General features: G+C 67.2%; 15 protein-coding genes. 12 read left to right on the top strand and 3 right to left on the bottom strand.

The genetic code is table 11. The features are described from left to right. Positions 1-27 precede the first annotated feature (27 nt). From PWF70_RS22810 to PWF70_RS22825, 4 genes are all read left to right on the top strand, one after another. Positions 28-1,068, top strand: coding sequence for an NAD(P)-dependent alcohol dehydrogenase (locus PWF70_RS22810; protein ID WP_042375998.1), 1,041 nt, complete (start codon positions 28-30; stop codon positions 1,066-1,068). Further along, positions 1,065-2,540: a mannitol dehydrogenase family protein gene (locus PWF70_RS22815; RefSeq protein WP_042375999.1), complete on the top strand. Its 1,476-nt coding sequence runs from the start codon at positions 1,065-1,067 to the stop codon at positions 2,538-2,540. The genes PWF70_RS22810 and PWF70_RS22815 overlap by 4 nt, the downstream gene beginning before the upstream one ends. Then, a complete protein-coding gene (locus tag PWF70_RS22820) occupies positions 2,537-3,931 on the top strand; it encodes an FGGY family carbohydrate kinase (protein ID WP_035754017.1) in 1,395 nt (464 codons plus the stop codon). Before PWF70_RS22815 ends, PWF70_RS22820 begins: the two co-directional genes overlap by 4 nt. Positions 3,932-4,049: 118 nt before the next feature. After that, a complete protein-coding gene (locus PWF70_RS22825; RefSeq protein WP_042376000.1) occupies positions 4,050-4,832 on the top strand; it encodes a class I SAM-dependent methyltransferase in 783 nt (260 codons plus the stop codon). Between the two features lie 68 nt (positions 4,833-4,900). Here the strand turns inward: PWF70_RS22825 and PWF70_RS22830 are convergent, their stop codons facing one another. Both PWF70_RS22830 and PWF70_RS22835 read right to left on the bottom strand, forming a co-directional pair. Then, positions 4,901-5,731, bottom strand: coding sequence for an aldo/keto reductase (locus PWF70_RS22830; protein WP_035754016.1), 831 nt, complete (start codon positions 5,729-5,731; stop codon positions 4,901-4,903). A gap of 159 nt (positions 5,732-5,890) precedes the next feature. After that, positions 5,891-6,796 (bottom strand): MurR/RpiR family transcriptional regulator, encoded by a 906-nt coding sequence (locus PWF70_RS22835; protein WP_006357776.1) that lies wholly within the window; start codon positions 6,794-6,796, stop codon positions 5,891-5,893. A 193-nt stretch (positions 6,797-6,989) separates the two neighbouring features. On the opposite strand from PWF70_RS22835, the gene PWF70_RS22840 reads away from it, so the two are divergent. The 8 genes from PWF70_RS22840 (at position 6,990) to PWF70_RS22875 (ending at position 13,470) form a co-directional block, all read left to right on the top strand. Beyond that, positions 6,990-8,336: an aromatic ring-hydroxylating oxygenase subunit alpha gene (locus PWF70_RS22840; protein WP_035754015.1), complete on the top strand. Its 1,347-nt coding sequence runs from the start codon at positions 6,990-6,992 to the stop codon at positions 8,334-8,336. Next, the gene (locus PWF70_RS22845; protein ID WP_042376001.1) at positions 8,333-8,932 is read left to right on the top strand and encodes an aromatic-ring-hydroxylating dioxygenase subunit beta; all 600 of its coding nucleotides are present in this window, start codon (positions 8,333-8,335) and stop codon (positions 8,930-8,932) included. Before PWF70_RS22840 ends, PWF70_RS22845 begins: the two co-directional genes overlap by 4 nt. Positions 8,933-8,934: 2 nt before the next feature. Continuing rightward, a complete protein-coding gene (locus PWF70_RS22850) occupies positions 8,935-9,243 on the top strand; it encodes a hypothetical protein (protein ID WP_035754013.1) in 309 nt (102 codons plus the stop codon). Further along, on the top strand, positions 9,240-9,929 hold the full coding sequence (locus PWF70_RS22855; RefSeq protein WP_035754011.1) for a type 1 glutamine amidotransferase: 690 nt from the start codon (positions 9,240-9,242) through the stop codon (positions 9,927-9,929). Before PWF70_RS22850 ends, PWF70_RS22855 begins: the two co-directional genes overlap by 4 nt. 56 nt (positions 9,930-9,985) lie before the next feature. Further along, a complete protein-coding gene (locus tag PWF70_RS22860) occupies positions 9,986-11,476 on the top strand; it encodes a glutamine synthetase family protein (RefSeq protein ID WP_006357781.1) in 1,491 nt (496 codons plus the stop codon). 45 nt (positions 11,477-11,521) lie between these two features. Then, positions 11,522-11,842, top strand: a complete 321-nt coding sequence (locus PWF70_RS22865; protein ID WP_035754009.1) for a 2Fe-2S iron-sulfur cluster-binding protein — start codon at positions 11,522-11,524, stop codon at positions 11,840-11,842. Continuing rightward, positions 11,839-13,086: an NAD(P)/FAD-dependent oxidoreductase gene (locus tag PWF70_RS22870; protein WP_286352781.1), complete on the top strand. Its 1,248-nt coding sequence runs from the start codon at positions 11,839-11,841 to the stop codon at positions 13,084-13,086. Before PWF70_RS22865 ends, PWF70_RS22870 begins: the two co-directional genes overlap by 4 nt. Before the next feature lie 180 nt (positions 13,087-13,266). Next, positions 13,267-13,470 carry a cold-shock protein gene (locus PWF70_RS22875; protein WP_005193773.1) on the top strand — a complete coding sequence of 68 codons (204 nt, stop codon included), beginning with the start codon at positions 13,267-13,269 and terminating at the stop codon, positions 13,468-13,470. A gap of 101 nt (positions 13,471-13,571) precedes the next feature. On the opposite strand, the gene PWF70_RS22880 is transcribed toward PWF70_RS22875, so the two are convergent. Further along, positions 13,572-14,213: a trypsin-like peptidase domain-containing protein gene (locus PWF70_RS22880; RefSeq protein WP_035754005.1), complete on the bottom strand. Its 642-nt coding sequence runs from the start codon at positions 14,211-14,213 to the stop codon at positions 13,572-13,574. Between the last annotated feature and the right edge of the window lie 34 nt (positions 14,214-14,247).

Consider the following 14,247-nt stretch of genomic DNA (forward strand, 5'->3'; position numbering starts at 1 on the left):
ACGAACGTTCCGGGCGCTCCACAGGTGATGCGGGCCGGCGTTCTGCACCCGGACCTCTCAGTCGGCACCGAAACCCGCAGGTCACCGCGGCTCGCCCGCGGAGATGTGCTGGTCGAGGTGCGGACAGTCGGCGTCTGCGGCTCCGACACCCACTACCTGCGCCATGGACGCATCGGGGACCACGTCGTGGACGCACCGCTCGTTCTCGGTCATGAGGCGTCCGGGGTGATCGTGGCGGTCGGCGACGGAGTCAGCCCGAACCGTGTCGGCGAACGCGTGTCCATCGAGCCGCAACGACCCGACCCGACCACCGCCGAGACCAAACGCGGCGACTACCACCTGTGTCCGCACATGGAGTTCTACGCGACGCCGCCGATCGACGGCGCCTTCGCCGAATACGTCACCATCGGAGCCGATTTCGCGCATCCGGTACCGCCGGAGGTCTCCGACGAGGCCGCGGCCCTGTTCGAACCGCTGTGCGTGGGCATCGCCGCACTCCGCAAGGCGGCGGTCGCGGCCGGCGACTCGATCCTCATCGCGGGCGCCGGACCGATCGGGTTGATGATCGCCCAGGTCGCCCGCGCGTCGGGTCTGGCACGCATCGTGATCAGTGAACCCGACGAGCAGCGGCGCCAACGCGCAACCGACTTCGGTGCCTCGCATGCTATCGCGCCCGGCGAGGACACCGACCCGGTCGATGCCTTCGTCGACGCGAGCGGCGTTGCTGCCGCCGTCCGGGACGGAATGACCCGGGTCCGACCCGGCGGTCACGTCGTACTCGTCGGAATGGGTTCGGACACAATGGAACTACCGGTCACGCTGATCCAGAACCGAGAGCTCGTGGTGACCGGCGTCTTCCGGTATTCCAACACCTGGCCGACCGCCCTTGCCCTTGTCCGGACCGGCGCCGTTGACCTCGACGCCATGGTCACTGCACGGTTCGGTCTCGACGAGCTCACCGACGCCCTCAACGCCGACCTCCGGCCCGGGAACATCAAGGCCGTCGTCTATCCCGGCATCTCGGAGTGGCGCGCCGCCGACCAACAGACAGGAGAGGCTCGCCGATGAGCACCCCGCTGAACGCCGAATCGTTGACCCGCATCGACGGGGCCGCCGTTCCCGCGTACGACCGCACCGCCGTCACGCCCGGCATCGTGCACTTCGGAGTCGGCGCGTTCCACCGCGCGCACCAGGCCATGTATCTCGATCGACTGCTCGCAGCGGATCCCGCCGCGAAGGAGTGGGGTATCTGTGGTGTCGGGGTGCGGCCGGCAGATTCCGCGATGCGCGATGCGCTCGTCCCCCAGGACGGCCTGTTCACGCTCACCCTGAAGCATCCGAACGGTGACACCGAGACCGCCGTGATCGGGTCGATCGTCGAATACCTCTTCGCGCCCGACGATCCCGAGGCAGTCCTGGAACGCCTCAGCGATCCGGCCACCCGAATCGTGTCGCTGACCGTTACCGAGGGTGGGTACAACTTCTCCCCCGCGACCGGCGAACTCGACGCCACTAACCCCGACATCGTCGCGGACCTCGAGGGCTCGGCACCGCCGGGCACGGTCTTCGGCCTGGTCACCGAAGCACTCGCCCGACGCCGCGAACGCGGAATTCCGTCGTTCACCGTGATGTCCTGCGACAACATTCAGGGCAACGGACACATGGCCCGGTCGACGTTCCTCGCCTACGCACGGCTCCGCGACGAGGGCCTCGCCGACTGGATCGAGACGAACACCCGCTTCCCCAACTCGATGGTCGATCGCATCACTCCCGCTACGCCTCCCGACCTCGCCGACGAGGTCGCCGCACGCACCGGGATCGCCGACGCGTGGCCGGTGGTCGCCGAACCCTTCACCCAATGGGTGCTCGAAGACGACTTCTCGATGGGCCGCCCGGCCCTCGAAACAGTGGGCGTACAGGTCGTCGACGACGTGATCCCCTACGAGCTGATGAAGCTGCGGTTGCTCAACGCCGGCCATCAGGCCCTGTGCTACTTCGGATATCTGCTCGGCTACCGCTATGTCCACGACGCCGCGTCGGATGCGGACATCCGAACCCTGCTGCGGCGCTACATGATCGAAGAGGGCAGGACGACGCTACAGGCGATGCCCGGCGTTGACGTCGAGTCCTACATCGACACCTTGCTCGAGCGCTTCGCCAACCCGGCGATCGCCGACACGATCGCGCGGCTGTGCCAGGACTCGTCGGACCGCATCCCGAAGTGGTTGCTGCCGGTGATCCGCGAACGTCTGGCATCCGGGCAGCGTAGTGAACTGGCCGCGGCCGTCGTCGCGAGCTGGACCCGATACGCCGAGGGCACCGACGAACAGGGTGACCCCATCGACGTCGTCGATCCCCTGGCCGCGGAGCTCGTGCCGCGGGCCAAGCGCTCGCGCACCGATCCACTGGCGTTCGTCGCCGATCCCGACTTGTTCGGGACCCTCGCCGAAGAGGAGGGATTCACGACGCCGTACCTGGCCACGCTGGATTGCCTGCGTACCAAGGGCGCACGCGCCACACTCACCGAGCTGCTGTCATGACCCTGGTAGCCGGGATCGACTCATCCACCCAGTCGTGCAAGGTCGTCATCTGCGACGCCGAGACCGGGACCGTCGTCCGGTCGGCGAGCGCACCGCACCCGGCCGGTACCGAGATACACCCCGACCGGTGGTGGGATGCCCTGTGCAACGCCATCTCCGGGGCCGGCGGATTCGACGACGTGGCCGCGGTGTCGGTCGCGGGACAGCAACACGGGATGGTGTGTCTCGACATCTCCGGGCAGGTGGTACGAGATGCCTTGTTGTGGAACGATGTTCGTTCGGCGTCGAGCGCCACCGATCTCGTCGACGACCTCGGCGGTCCGGGAGCATGGGCGGAGGCCGTGGGCGTGGTCCCGGTTGCCGCCATCACCGCGGCCAAGCTGCGCTGGCTCGCCGACAACGAACCCCGGGACGCCGATGCCACTGCCGCAGTGTGCCTTCCCCACGACTGGCTCACCTGGCGGCTTCGTGGCAGCGCCGACATCACCGAGCTGACCACCGACCGCAGCGACGCGTCGGGCACCGGTTACTTCGGCGCGGCCTCCGGCGAGTACCGCAAAGATCTGCTGGAACTGGCTTTTCGCGGGCGGAGCCCGCACCTGCCGACCGTCGTCGGAGCAGGCGATCGCGCAGGAACCACCTCGGACGGGACGGTCGTGGGTGCGGGGGCCGGAGACAACGCAGCAGCAGCCCTCGGACTCCATGCCCGACGCGGGGACGCGGTGGTGTCGCTCGGGACGTCGGGCGTGGTGTGTGCCGTCTCGAACACCGCCCCCAACGACCCCGACGGCCTGGTCGCCGGTTTCGCCGACGCGACCGGCCGGCACCTGCCGTTGGTCTGCACCCTCAACGGTGCGCCGGTACTGGCCTCGACGGCGAAGATGCTCGGTGTCGACCTCGACGAGTTCGCACGGCTCGCCATCTCCGCCGAACCGGGCGCCGGAGGGTTGACGATGGTGCCCTGGTTCGCGGGCGAACGCTCCCCCAACCTCCCGAACGCCACCGGGACCCTCACCGGCATCACCGCAGCCAACTTCGGTCCGTCGTCGATCGCCCGCGCCGCGGTCGAGGGGCTCATCTCGTCCGTCGTGTACTGCCGGGAGAAGATCGAGGACCAGGGAGTGCGCGTCGACCGCGTCCTCCTCACCGGGGGCGGTGCGAAATCGGCTGCGGTGCGGGCTATCGCGCCGGCACTCTTCGGCGGCGAGGTCGAGGTCCCCGCGGACGGTGAACACGTGGCACTCGGCGCAGCACGCCAGGCTGCCTGGGCGTTCGCCGGCGAACTGCCGGAGTGGAAGGCGGCTCGCGAAACACTCACCGCAACAGCCACCCCTGAGGTGTACGCACGCTACCGCGAGATCGCGGGCGCAGTCGCCGCCTCCGCTCGCTGATCCGAAAGAGGGCGACACAACCCGGCAGCAGAGGGGCGCCCCGGTTTCAGGCGAACCCGCCCGCACCCGCCTGGAGCGGTGGACCATGGAGGCCGATGCTCCGACGGCGGGAGAAGCGATGGCCGACTGGGATGGTGCACGGTACGCGAAGGTGAGTGGGCTCCAACGCATGGTCGCCGAGGAGTCGATCTCCGGTCTCGCGCTCATCGGGAACGAACGTCTGCTCGACGTCGGCTGCGGGGACGGGTTCATCACGATGCTGCTGGCGGAGCGATTGCCCGAGGGATCGGTGGTCGGCGTCGACGCCTCCCACCGGATGATCGACCGTGCCCTGGCGCGGGTGCCATTCGACACGCTGCGTGTTCAGTTCCACGTCGACGACGTGCTGGCCTTGCCATTCGACCAGGACTTCGACATCGCGGTCTCCTTCAACGCCCTGCACTGGGTGCACGACCAGGGAGAGGCGTTGCGGCAGATTGCGCGAAGCCTCGTCGACGGCGGGCGCGCGGTGCTGCAGATGGTCTGCGCGACCGACCGGCCGAGCATCGAGGACGTCGCCATGCAGGTCGCGACCGATCCGCAGTGGGCCGGAAGTTTCGAGGCATTCGACGCGCCGTACGAACATGTGGAGCCCGCCCGTTTCGGTGAACTCGCCACCGCGGCCGGCTTCACCGTCGACGACCTGACGGTGAAGAACCTGTCCTGGACGTTCGATTCCGTCGAGGACTTCCACGCCTGGTTCACCGTCGGCTCCCCGGACTGGACGAACCGGCTCCCCGACTCGGAGACCGACCGGTTCGTCGCCGAGGTGATCGAGAGATACCAGTTGACGGTCGGCGAACCCGCGCTCTTCCGGTTCAGCCAGTTGCGTGCCTCGCTGACCAGACGAGCCGGCCACTGAGGAGGAGGCAGAAAACGGGCGGGCCACCTGTTCGGGTGGTCCGCCCGCTAGCGCCCCGACAGGTCAGGTCAGGGGATGTAGTTGAACGTGTCCGGATCGGGGCCGATGCGCTCATCGGCGTTGAGGCCCTCGATCGCTGAGACCTCGTCGTCGGACAGCTCGAAGTCGAAGAGCGCGAAGTTCTCCTCGACGCGGGCGCGCGTCACCGACTTGGGGAAAACGATGTCGCCGCGCTGGATGTGCCACCGGAGCGTGACCTGGGCGGCCGAACGTCCCTTGGCCTCCGCGATCTTCGTGATCACCGGGTCGTCGACGACCTTGCCCTGCGCAATGGGTGACCATGCCTCGGTGGCGATACCGTGCTCGAAATTGAAGGCCCGCAGAGGATTCTGCGACAGGTACGGATGGACCTCGATCTGGTTCACGGCCGGAACCACGTCGGTTTCGTCGAACAGGCGCCGCAGGTGCGCCTGCTGGAAGTTCGAGACACCGATGGCACGTGCCTTGCCGTCGGCGTAGGCCTTCTCCAGCGCCTTCCAGGTCTGGACGTAGTCGCCCACCTCGGGCAATGGCCAGTGGATCAGGAACAGGTCGACCTGGTCGACGCCGAGATCGGCATTGGTCCGGTCGAGCGCCTTGAGCGCGTCGTCGAAGTCGTGGAAGCCGTTGTTGAGCTTGCTGGTGATGAAGACTTCGTCGCGGGCGAGGCCTGACTCGCGCAGCGCCTCGCCGACGCCCTTCTCGTTGCCGTACATCTCGGCGGTGTCGATGTGCCGGTAGCCGACCTCGAAAGCGGTCAGCGTCGCGGCCCTGGTGTCCTCCGGCGGAACCTGGAACACGCCAAATCCCAACTGCGGGATGGTGATGCCGTTGTTGAGCGTGATGTTGGGGACTGTCATACGCGATCTGTCCTTTCGTTGCAGCGAGACGAGGGCCTACCTCGACAGGCGGGTCGCCGGTCATCCGACACGCGGGCCCGGACTCGCACGACCATGTTCAGGTTCAAGGCACGCGGAGGCGGGGGATATTCCTGACCACCCCTGACCTGCTCCGATGCGTCAACCCTTACGCGGAAGGCGACGCTGCCGTTCCTCGGCGAGCTGCATCTCCTCGAAGTCGGCGAGTCGGTTCCGCGCCGGCTCCCCGAGCTCTTTCGTCACCAGCGAGACCAGCAGCTCGGCGAGGACGAAGCCGTGCGCCATGGAATCGAAGGGGCCCGGACCGGTGTGACTGGTCGTCAGGACCGACGCGGCCTGCGACGCCAGCGGTGACAGGTAGACGTCGGTGATCAACACGAGTTCCGCGCCGCGCTCGGCAGCGCGCAGTCCCCATTCGATCGTGGTCTGCTGGTACCGCCGGTAGTCGAAGAGGACAGCCACGGTGCGATCGTCGACATCGGTCATCGCGGCCATCCGGTCGCCCGAATTCGGTTGCACCAGAACGACACCCGACCGGAGCATCCGGAGATACTGGTGTAACTCGGCGGCCAGCACCGAGGTGAACCGGCCGCCCAGGAGCATCACGCGCCGATCGGTGTCGGCGAGCGCGGCAACCGCGCCGGCCAGGTCGGCCCGCGACAGATTGTTGATGGTCGCCCGGACACCGTCGGTGTAGAGCGCCAGCGCATCGGCGAGGTCGGCGTCATCCGCCGGCCCGGCCCGGTCGACGCCGGGATCGTCGGTCGGGTACACCGTCACCGGGGAGAACAACCGCGTCTGAACCTCCGCGCGCAGGGACTCCTGGAATGCGCCGTAGCCGGGGAAGCCGAGTTTGCTCACCAGGCGCAACGCCGTCGGCGCGGAGACCTGCGCCTCCGCGGCGAGTTGCGCGATGGGAACGAGACCTGCGGTGGGGTACCCGTCGGTGAGGGCCGCGACCACCCGAAGTTCACCGGGGGCCAACGACCCGCGTACCTGACGGATGCGTTGCGCGACGGTCCCCTCCAGCGGTGCACCCTGAGCCATGGGCGAAGTCTAGTTGTCGTGGTCGGGTCGGGACGGACCGAGACCGCTGCCCACGCCCACGATCCGCGCATCTTAGACGGGCAAGAGTCCAAATACCCGGAAACAAACGTTTTACATGTTACGTCTACAAAATCCCGCGTAACGGATGTAACGTCACTCGCATCCCCCGGTTCAGCTCGACCAGGAAGCAGCGATGACCTTGCAGAACAGCCCGTCGCACGCACCCACCACCACGTGGGATGCACCGCAGACGAACGCCCCCCTCGATGACCGATGGTCCGATCTCATCCAGCACGACCGCGTCCACCGCACGCTTTACGTCGACCCCGCCGTCTTCGACGAGGAGATGGTGAAGGTCTTCGGCGGTCAGTCGTGGGTGTACCTCGCCCACGAGTCCCAGGTACCCGACCCCAACTCGTTCCTGTCGGTCCGCATGGGCCTCCGACCCGTCATCGTCACCCGCGATCGCAAGGGTGGCCTGCACGCGGTCTTCAACCGGTGCGCCCACCGTGCGGCGACGGTGTGCCGCGAGGAGTCGGGCACCGCGAAGAGCTTCCAGTGCCCGTACCACGGCTGGACGTTCCGGAACACCGGTGAACTGGTCGGCGCACCGTGGCCGTCGGGGTACGGCGAACTCGACAAGGAGCGGTTCGGCCTCACCGTCGTCCCCCGCGTCGAGAGCTACCGCGGCTTCATCTTCGGCACGATGAACACCGACGCCCCTCCGGTCGACGAGTGGCTCGGACACGCCCGGCCCTGGCTCGACTACTGGATCGACCGCTCCCCCACCAGTGAGGTCGCGGTGAAGTCCGCGGCCTACCGGATGGGCTACCGCGGCAACTGGAAGCTGGCGTTCGACAATGCCGGCGACGGTTACCATCCCGCGTTCTCCCACCGATCCCTGCTCGAAATGGCCTCTCGTATGGGCGATTCGAAGGACATGTCGTACTTCGGCAAGACCCCCGACGACGGACCGATGAAGGTGTACTCACTGGGCAACGGGCACAGCGTCATCGATCAGCGTCCCGTGTACGAGGGCCCGGGCAGCTTCTGGGCCAATCAGCGCCCCCAGCCGGGCCGCGAGCGGTTCGAGGAGAAGGTGCGCGCCGAACACGGTGACGACGCCGATCGGCTCCTCGACCTGGCCATCGGTGCGCAGATCAACCTGAGCATCTTCCCCAACCTGCTGGTCATCGGAAACCAGATCCAGGTCGTCGAGCCGCTCGCGGTCGACCGCACCCAGCTCACCTGGCATGCCACCTCGATCGGCGGTGTCCCCGACGAGATCAACACCATGCGGATGCGCTCCCAAGAGGACTTCCCCGCTTTCGGCGAACCCGACGACCAGGCCAATTTCGAAGAGGCGCAACGCGGTCTGGCCGCGCCGGAAGCCGAGTGGGTATTCATGAACCGCGGCCTCGACACCGACTGGCAGACCATCGAGCACGACGGCGTGATCCGCAGCGCGGTCACCGACGAGATCCACATGCGCGGCTACTACGAGGAGTGGCAGCGCCGGATGCGAGGAGCACAGCGATGAATCTCGACCGCCTCCCGGACACCTACGCCGACACGTCGTCGTTCTCCTACCACGTCGACGCCGACTGGTACGACGAGCTCGACCGATTCCGGCAGGTCCTGGCCGACGACTGGCCGGTCTCACAGCCGACCGAATGGCATGGCGCGCAGTCGTTCCTGTTCGCCGAGGCCCATCTGATCGACAGTGGCCGGTTCAACGACTGGCTCGACCTGTTCACCGGGGACTGCCTGTACTGGGTTCCGGTCACGGCCGGTGGTGGCGACCCCCGTCGCGAGGTCAGTCACGCCTTCGACGACCATCGTCGTCTCACCGACCGCGTCTACTGGTTGCGGACCGGTCTGGCCTACAGCCAGCTGCCGCCGTCACGCACACGACGACTGATCACCAACGTCGAATGTCTCGACCATCCAGACGGGCTCCGGTACGTGCGCTCCAACTTCGTCGTCCACGAGATGCGCGCGGGCACCCCGAAGACCTACACCGGCTGGTACGGGCATGTGCTGCGCGAGACCGACGACGGCTGGCGGATTCGGCTCAAGTCGGTCAACCTCATCGACTCCGAGCAGTATCACGAGAACCTGACCCTGGTGTTCTGACCATGGATATCGAAACCTCGTCCGCCGCCGGGCAAGCCGATCTCGCCCAGGCAGTCGACACGCTGACCGCCGAGCTGGGACTGCTGCGCGCACGGGTGGGACGTATCGAGCGCGAGGTCGCCGCTTCACGGCCTCTCGTGGCCGCGGTGCGCGCCCTCGACATCTGGGACTACACCCCGTACGGGGTGGCCCCCGGTAGCGACTGGGTGGCGATCGACCGGACTGCGGCGACGGAACTCCTCGCCGCCCTCGCCAAGATCGATCACTGGCAACCGTGGTCGACGCCGATCGAGGCGAGGCCACAACCATGAGTACCCGTACGCTCACCGTGATCACCCACGTGAACAATCCGTCGATCGGAGTCCTCGAGGAATCCGCGGTCGCCGGCGGCTGGACGATGTCGGTGGTCGGGCCCTTCCGTGGGGATCCGCTACCCGACGCCGACGTTGTCGAGGCGCTCGTCGTGCTCGGTGGGCCGCAGAGCGCTTATGACGGCGAGAGCCATCCGTACCTCGCCGACGAGGTCGCCTACCTTCGTGACGTCCATGCACGCGAGATCCCGCTTCTCGGCCTGTGTCTCGGTTCGCAATTGCTCGCCGACGCGCTCGGTGGGCGATCGCGTCCCGGGGACAGCGGCCTGGAGTGCGGTTTCATCGATGTCATTGCGACCAACCCGAAGTCGTTGCTCAACGGCACGTTCTTCTCCTTCCACTCCGATTCGGCGGACCCTCCGCCGGACGCGGAGATCCTGGCCCGCAGTGACCGTTACCTCCAGGCCTGGCGCCTCGGAACGTCCACGGCGATCCAGTTCCATCCCGAACTCGACGGTGCGGGCATCGACGCCCTACTCGCCCTCGAGGGACCCAAACTCCGACAGTTCGGCGTCGACGTCGACGCCATCCGCGAATCCATCCCGACCGGCGGTCCCCAACCGGGGCGCCGCCTCCTCGACACCTGGCTCGACGACGTGCCGGTACGAGATCCCGCCCACCCCTGATCGATCGACCATCCCGACCAGATCCGCACCACCCGTCACCACTCCAGGAGGTTCTCATGACCGCAGCGAAGTTCGTCGAGAAGTACGACCTGTACCGACCCGAAGACCACCGTGCGGCAGAGCACGCCATCGACACCATCAACCGCGAGGGCATCGAGGTCGTCCGCGTGGTCTGGCCCGACCAGCACGGTCTGCTGCGCGGCAAGGCCCTCACCGTCCCCGCGTTCCTGGCCGCGATGAAGGCCGGCAACGAGATCACCATGGCCCCGTTCTTCTTCGACACCGCCAACGCCATCGTGTTCAACCCGTTCAGCCCCGACGGCGGGTTCGACTTCGACGGCCTCGGCGGCAGCCCGAACGTCAAGATGGTCCCCGACCCCGGCACCTTCACCGTGTTGCCGTGGGCCGAGAAGACGGCCCTGGTCTTCTGCGACCTCTACATGTCCGATGGCAAGCCGTTCCCGCTCGCACCGCGCACCATCCTGAAGAACACGCTGGCCGAGATGGCGTCGAACGGCTACAAGCTGGTCGCCGGCATCGAGATGGAGTGGTACCTCACCAAGGTCGTCGACAACGGGCTGGGCACATGTTCGCTGGGCGCACCCGGCTCCCCGGCCGACCCGCCGTCAGTCGCTCCGGTCGCGCGCGGCTACAACTACCTGCTCGTCGACCACCTCGACGAGGTCGACGACATCCTGCGTCCGATCCGGAACGCACTGTCGGACATGGGCTTGCCGATCCGTTCGTTCGACGACGAGTGGGCGCCCAGCCAGATGGAGACCACCTTCGACATCCTCGACGGGCTGGCAGCCGCCGACGCGGCAGCATTGTTCCGCACCACGACCAAGCAGATCGCCAAGCGCAACGGCCATCTCGCATCGTTCATGTGCACACCCGCGATCGCGGGCTTCTACGCCAACGGCTGGCACCTGCACACGTCGGTCGCGGACAAGGAGACCGGCGCGAACCTGATGGTCCCCACCGGCGACACCCCCCTCTCCGAACTCGGTGTCAACTACGTCGGCGGCACCCTCGCCCACGGTGCGGCGGCGTCGGTGTTCACCACCCCGACGATCAACGGTTACCGCCGTCGTCGGCCGTACTCGCTTGCCCCGGACCGCCTCGCCTGGGGGCAGGACAACCGTGCCGCGATGATGCGCGTCATCAGCGCCCCGGGGGACATGGCCTCTCACGTGGAGAACCGCGTCGGGGACTCCGCGGCCAACCCCTATCTCTACATCGCAGCCCAGGCCGCCGCCGGTCTCGACGGCATCCTCAACCGCACCGACCCCGGTCCGGTCAGCGATGACCCGTACAGCGCCGACGTTCCCCAGCTGCCGGGTTCGCTGGCCGAAGCCATCGACGTGCTCGAGCAGGACGGATTCTACCGCAAGGCTTTCGGGGACGGATTCATCGACTACCTGGTCACGATGAAGCGCAGCGAGGTCAGCCGGTACGACGCCTGGGTCGCCGAGAACCCGGACGAGTCGACCTACGTCAACGGCGTGACCGACTGGGAGCACCGCGAGTACTTCGAACTCTTCTGAGTTCGGACCGACAGATCGCAACAGGTAGGGATAGAGGAGTTGGCGTTGCCCACCATCACGTTCATCAGCCCCGACGGCACCAAGCATCAGCTGGAGGCGAAAGCCGGCGCGTCCGCGATGGAGACGGCTGTCAAGTTCGGCGTACCCGGCATCATCGGCGAATGCGGGGGTGGGTTGTCCTGTGCGACGTGCCACGTGTTCGTCGAGCCCGGCGACATCGACCGCACCGGCACGGCCGAGGACTTCGAGGAGGAGATGCTCGAAGACGCACTCACCCCGGCGACCGAGTGCAGCCGGCTGTCATGCCAGATCCGGATGACCGATGAGCTCGACGGGCTCGTCCTGACGATCGCACCCGAGCAGTGAGCGGGCGCATCCTGATCGTCGGCGGCGGCGAGGCGGGTCTCAGCATCGCGGTGACCCTTCGCGAGTTGGGCCACAGCGACGAGATCTGCCTGGTCGGCGCGGAACCCTTCTCTCCCTACCAGCGGCCTCCGCTGTCCAAGGAATTTCTCGTCGACGGAGATGAGCCGGCGGTGTTGCGTGCGCCGGAGTTCTACGCGGCCAACGACATCCGGCTCATCACCGGCCGTTCCGTGGCGTCGGTCGAGCGTTGTGACGACGACAACGGCGGCGGCGCCGCGACCCTCGACGACGGCACTGTCCTCGCGTTCGACCGAATCGCCCTGGCCACCGGCTCCGTCCCCCGGCGGTTGCCCGTACCCGGCGCCGACGGCGAAGGTGTGGTGGCACTACGCACCATCGACGATGCGCACGTCATCCGCGCGGCTCTCGACACCGCCCGCGACGTGGTCATCGTCGGCGGCGGCTTCGTGGGTCTCGAGGTCGCCGCGGCGGCGCGAGCTCGCGGCGCGACGGTGACGGTCATCGAGGCCGCCGACAGAGTCCTGGGACGTGTTGTGGCCGAGCCCATATCGGCGTTTATTCGGCACAGTCACGAAACCGCCGGCATCCGGATCGAGACCAGCCGCGGGGTGACCGCCATCGGCGTCACCGGGGGACGCGCCGACTCCGTCATCCTCGACGACGGTCGATCGATCCCGGCGGACCTCGTCGTCGTCGGGATCGGCGCGGTTCCGACCACTGAGCTCGCGACACTCATGGGCGTGCGGTGCCGCCCCGGGATCGTCGTCGACGACCACGCCCGGACCAGTGACCGGTACGTCGTGGCGGCCGGCGACTGCACCCTACAACCGCATCCGCATCGGCCGGGAGAACTCCTCGCCGTGGAGTCGGTGAACAACGCCGTCGAACAGGGCAGGACCGCCGCCCACACCCTGCTCGACCGGGAACCCCCGGCGCGGGGAGTGCCGTGGTTCTGGTCCAACCAGGGCGCGCTGAAGATCCAGATCGCCGGAATCTCGGACGGCCACGACCGGTTTGTCGTGCGCCGAGGCGCCGAGGATCGGCTCACCGTGCTCTACTACCGCGATGACGTGCTCATCGCCGGCGACACCGTCAATGATCCTCGTGAGCACATGGCCATCAAAAGGGCGCTGGCACAGGGGGCCGCGATCGATCCGGACGTGGCGTCGGACACGTCGAAGCCACTCAGGTCGCTCGTCACGCCCCTGACCCCGACCAGCTGAGTGAAGCGCTCCGCGTGATCGGCGGTTGAACGCGCCGAGTCGGCACCCGGAACCCGCCATTGCGCACCTGTTTTGTGGAATTTCGCACTCCCCGTTTCCCAGGACGGGTTTTCTGTGCCACACTTGGCGGGCGGTCATCAGTTTTGGTGGCTGCTGAACTGAAGAAAGAAGTACAGCAGTATGGCACAGGGAACCGTCAAGTGGTTCAACGGCGAAAAGGGCTTCGGCTTCATCGCACCCGACGATCAGGGCGCCGATGTTTTCGTCCACTACTCTTCGATCACCGGTAGCGGCTTCCGCAACCTCGAAGAGAACCAGCGCGTCGAATTCGACGTGGAGCAGGGCCAGAAGGGCCCGCAGGCAACCAACGTCAGCGCGCTTTAAGCACACCTGACTTCACGAAGCGCCTCATCCGGCTCCGGCCAGATGGGGCGCTTCGTCGTTTCCGAGTTCGGCATCGAATCGGTTGTCGCACGGCCTTGTCGTCACCGGAGTGCGCGCGGGAGACGTGATACCGGGACGACGACCGTGCCCTCGAGGGTCGCCGAGGACAGGATGCCGACGACCCGGCCCCGGCTGTCCCGGACACCCGCGCCACTGTCTCCCGACTCCGAACGCAGGCTCGTCTGAATCGAATACGAGTCGTGCCTCGTCAGGAACGGCGGTGCGAGCGAGAAGCCGTGCGACGTCCGCAGCACCTCGGCCGGATCGGTGACCTTGCCCGTTCCGTAACCCGTGGTGATCCCCGACTTCCAGACCAGCTGTCCCCGGTCGAACTTCGCATTCCAATCCACCGGGTCGATACGCGCCGCGGTACGCGGAGCCAATCCGATGACCGCGATGTCGAGCCGTTGTGCAACGCGATTGGCGGTGATCGTCCCGATCCGGCTCCCCTTGCGGTCGAACACGGGGCGGCCCACATCCCCGCAGTGCCCCGCGGTCAACGCCTTGGTCCGGGAGATCACCGCGCCGAGCGTACAGCTGTTCGAGGTGACGACCGTGTCGTCGATGCTGATCGCCATTCCCGATCGAACGGTGAGCGCAGCCGCATCCGCCACCACCGCGGGCGTCGCAATCATCGCGGCCGACGCGCCCAGCGCCATCACCGCACAACCTCGAATCCCCATGTTTCCTCCCCAGGCAATACGGACAGCCTAACCG

Source organism: Gordonia sp. Swx-4 (genome assembly GCF_030316175.1).
Classification (GTDB): Bacteria; Actinomycetota; Actinomycetes; order Mycobacteriales; family Mycobacteriaceae; genus Gordonia; species Gordonia alkanivorans.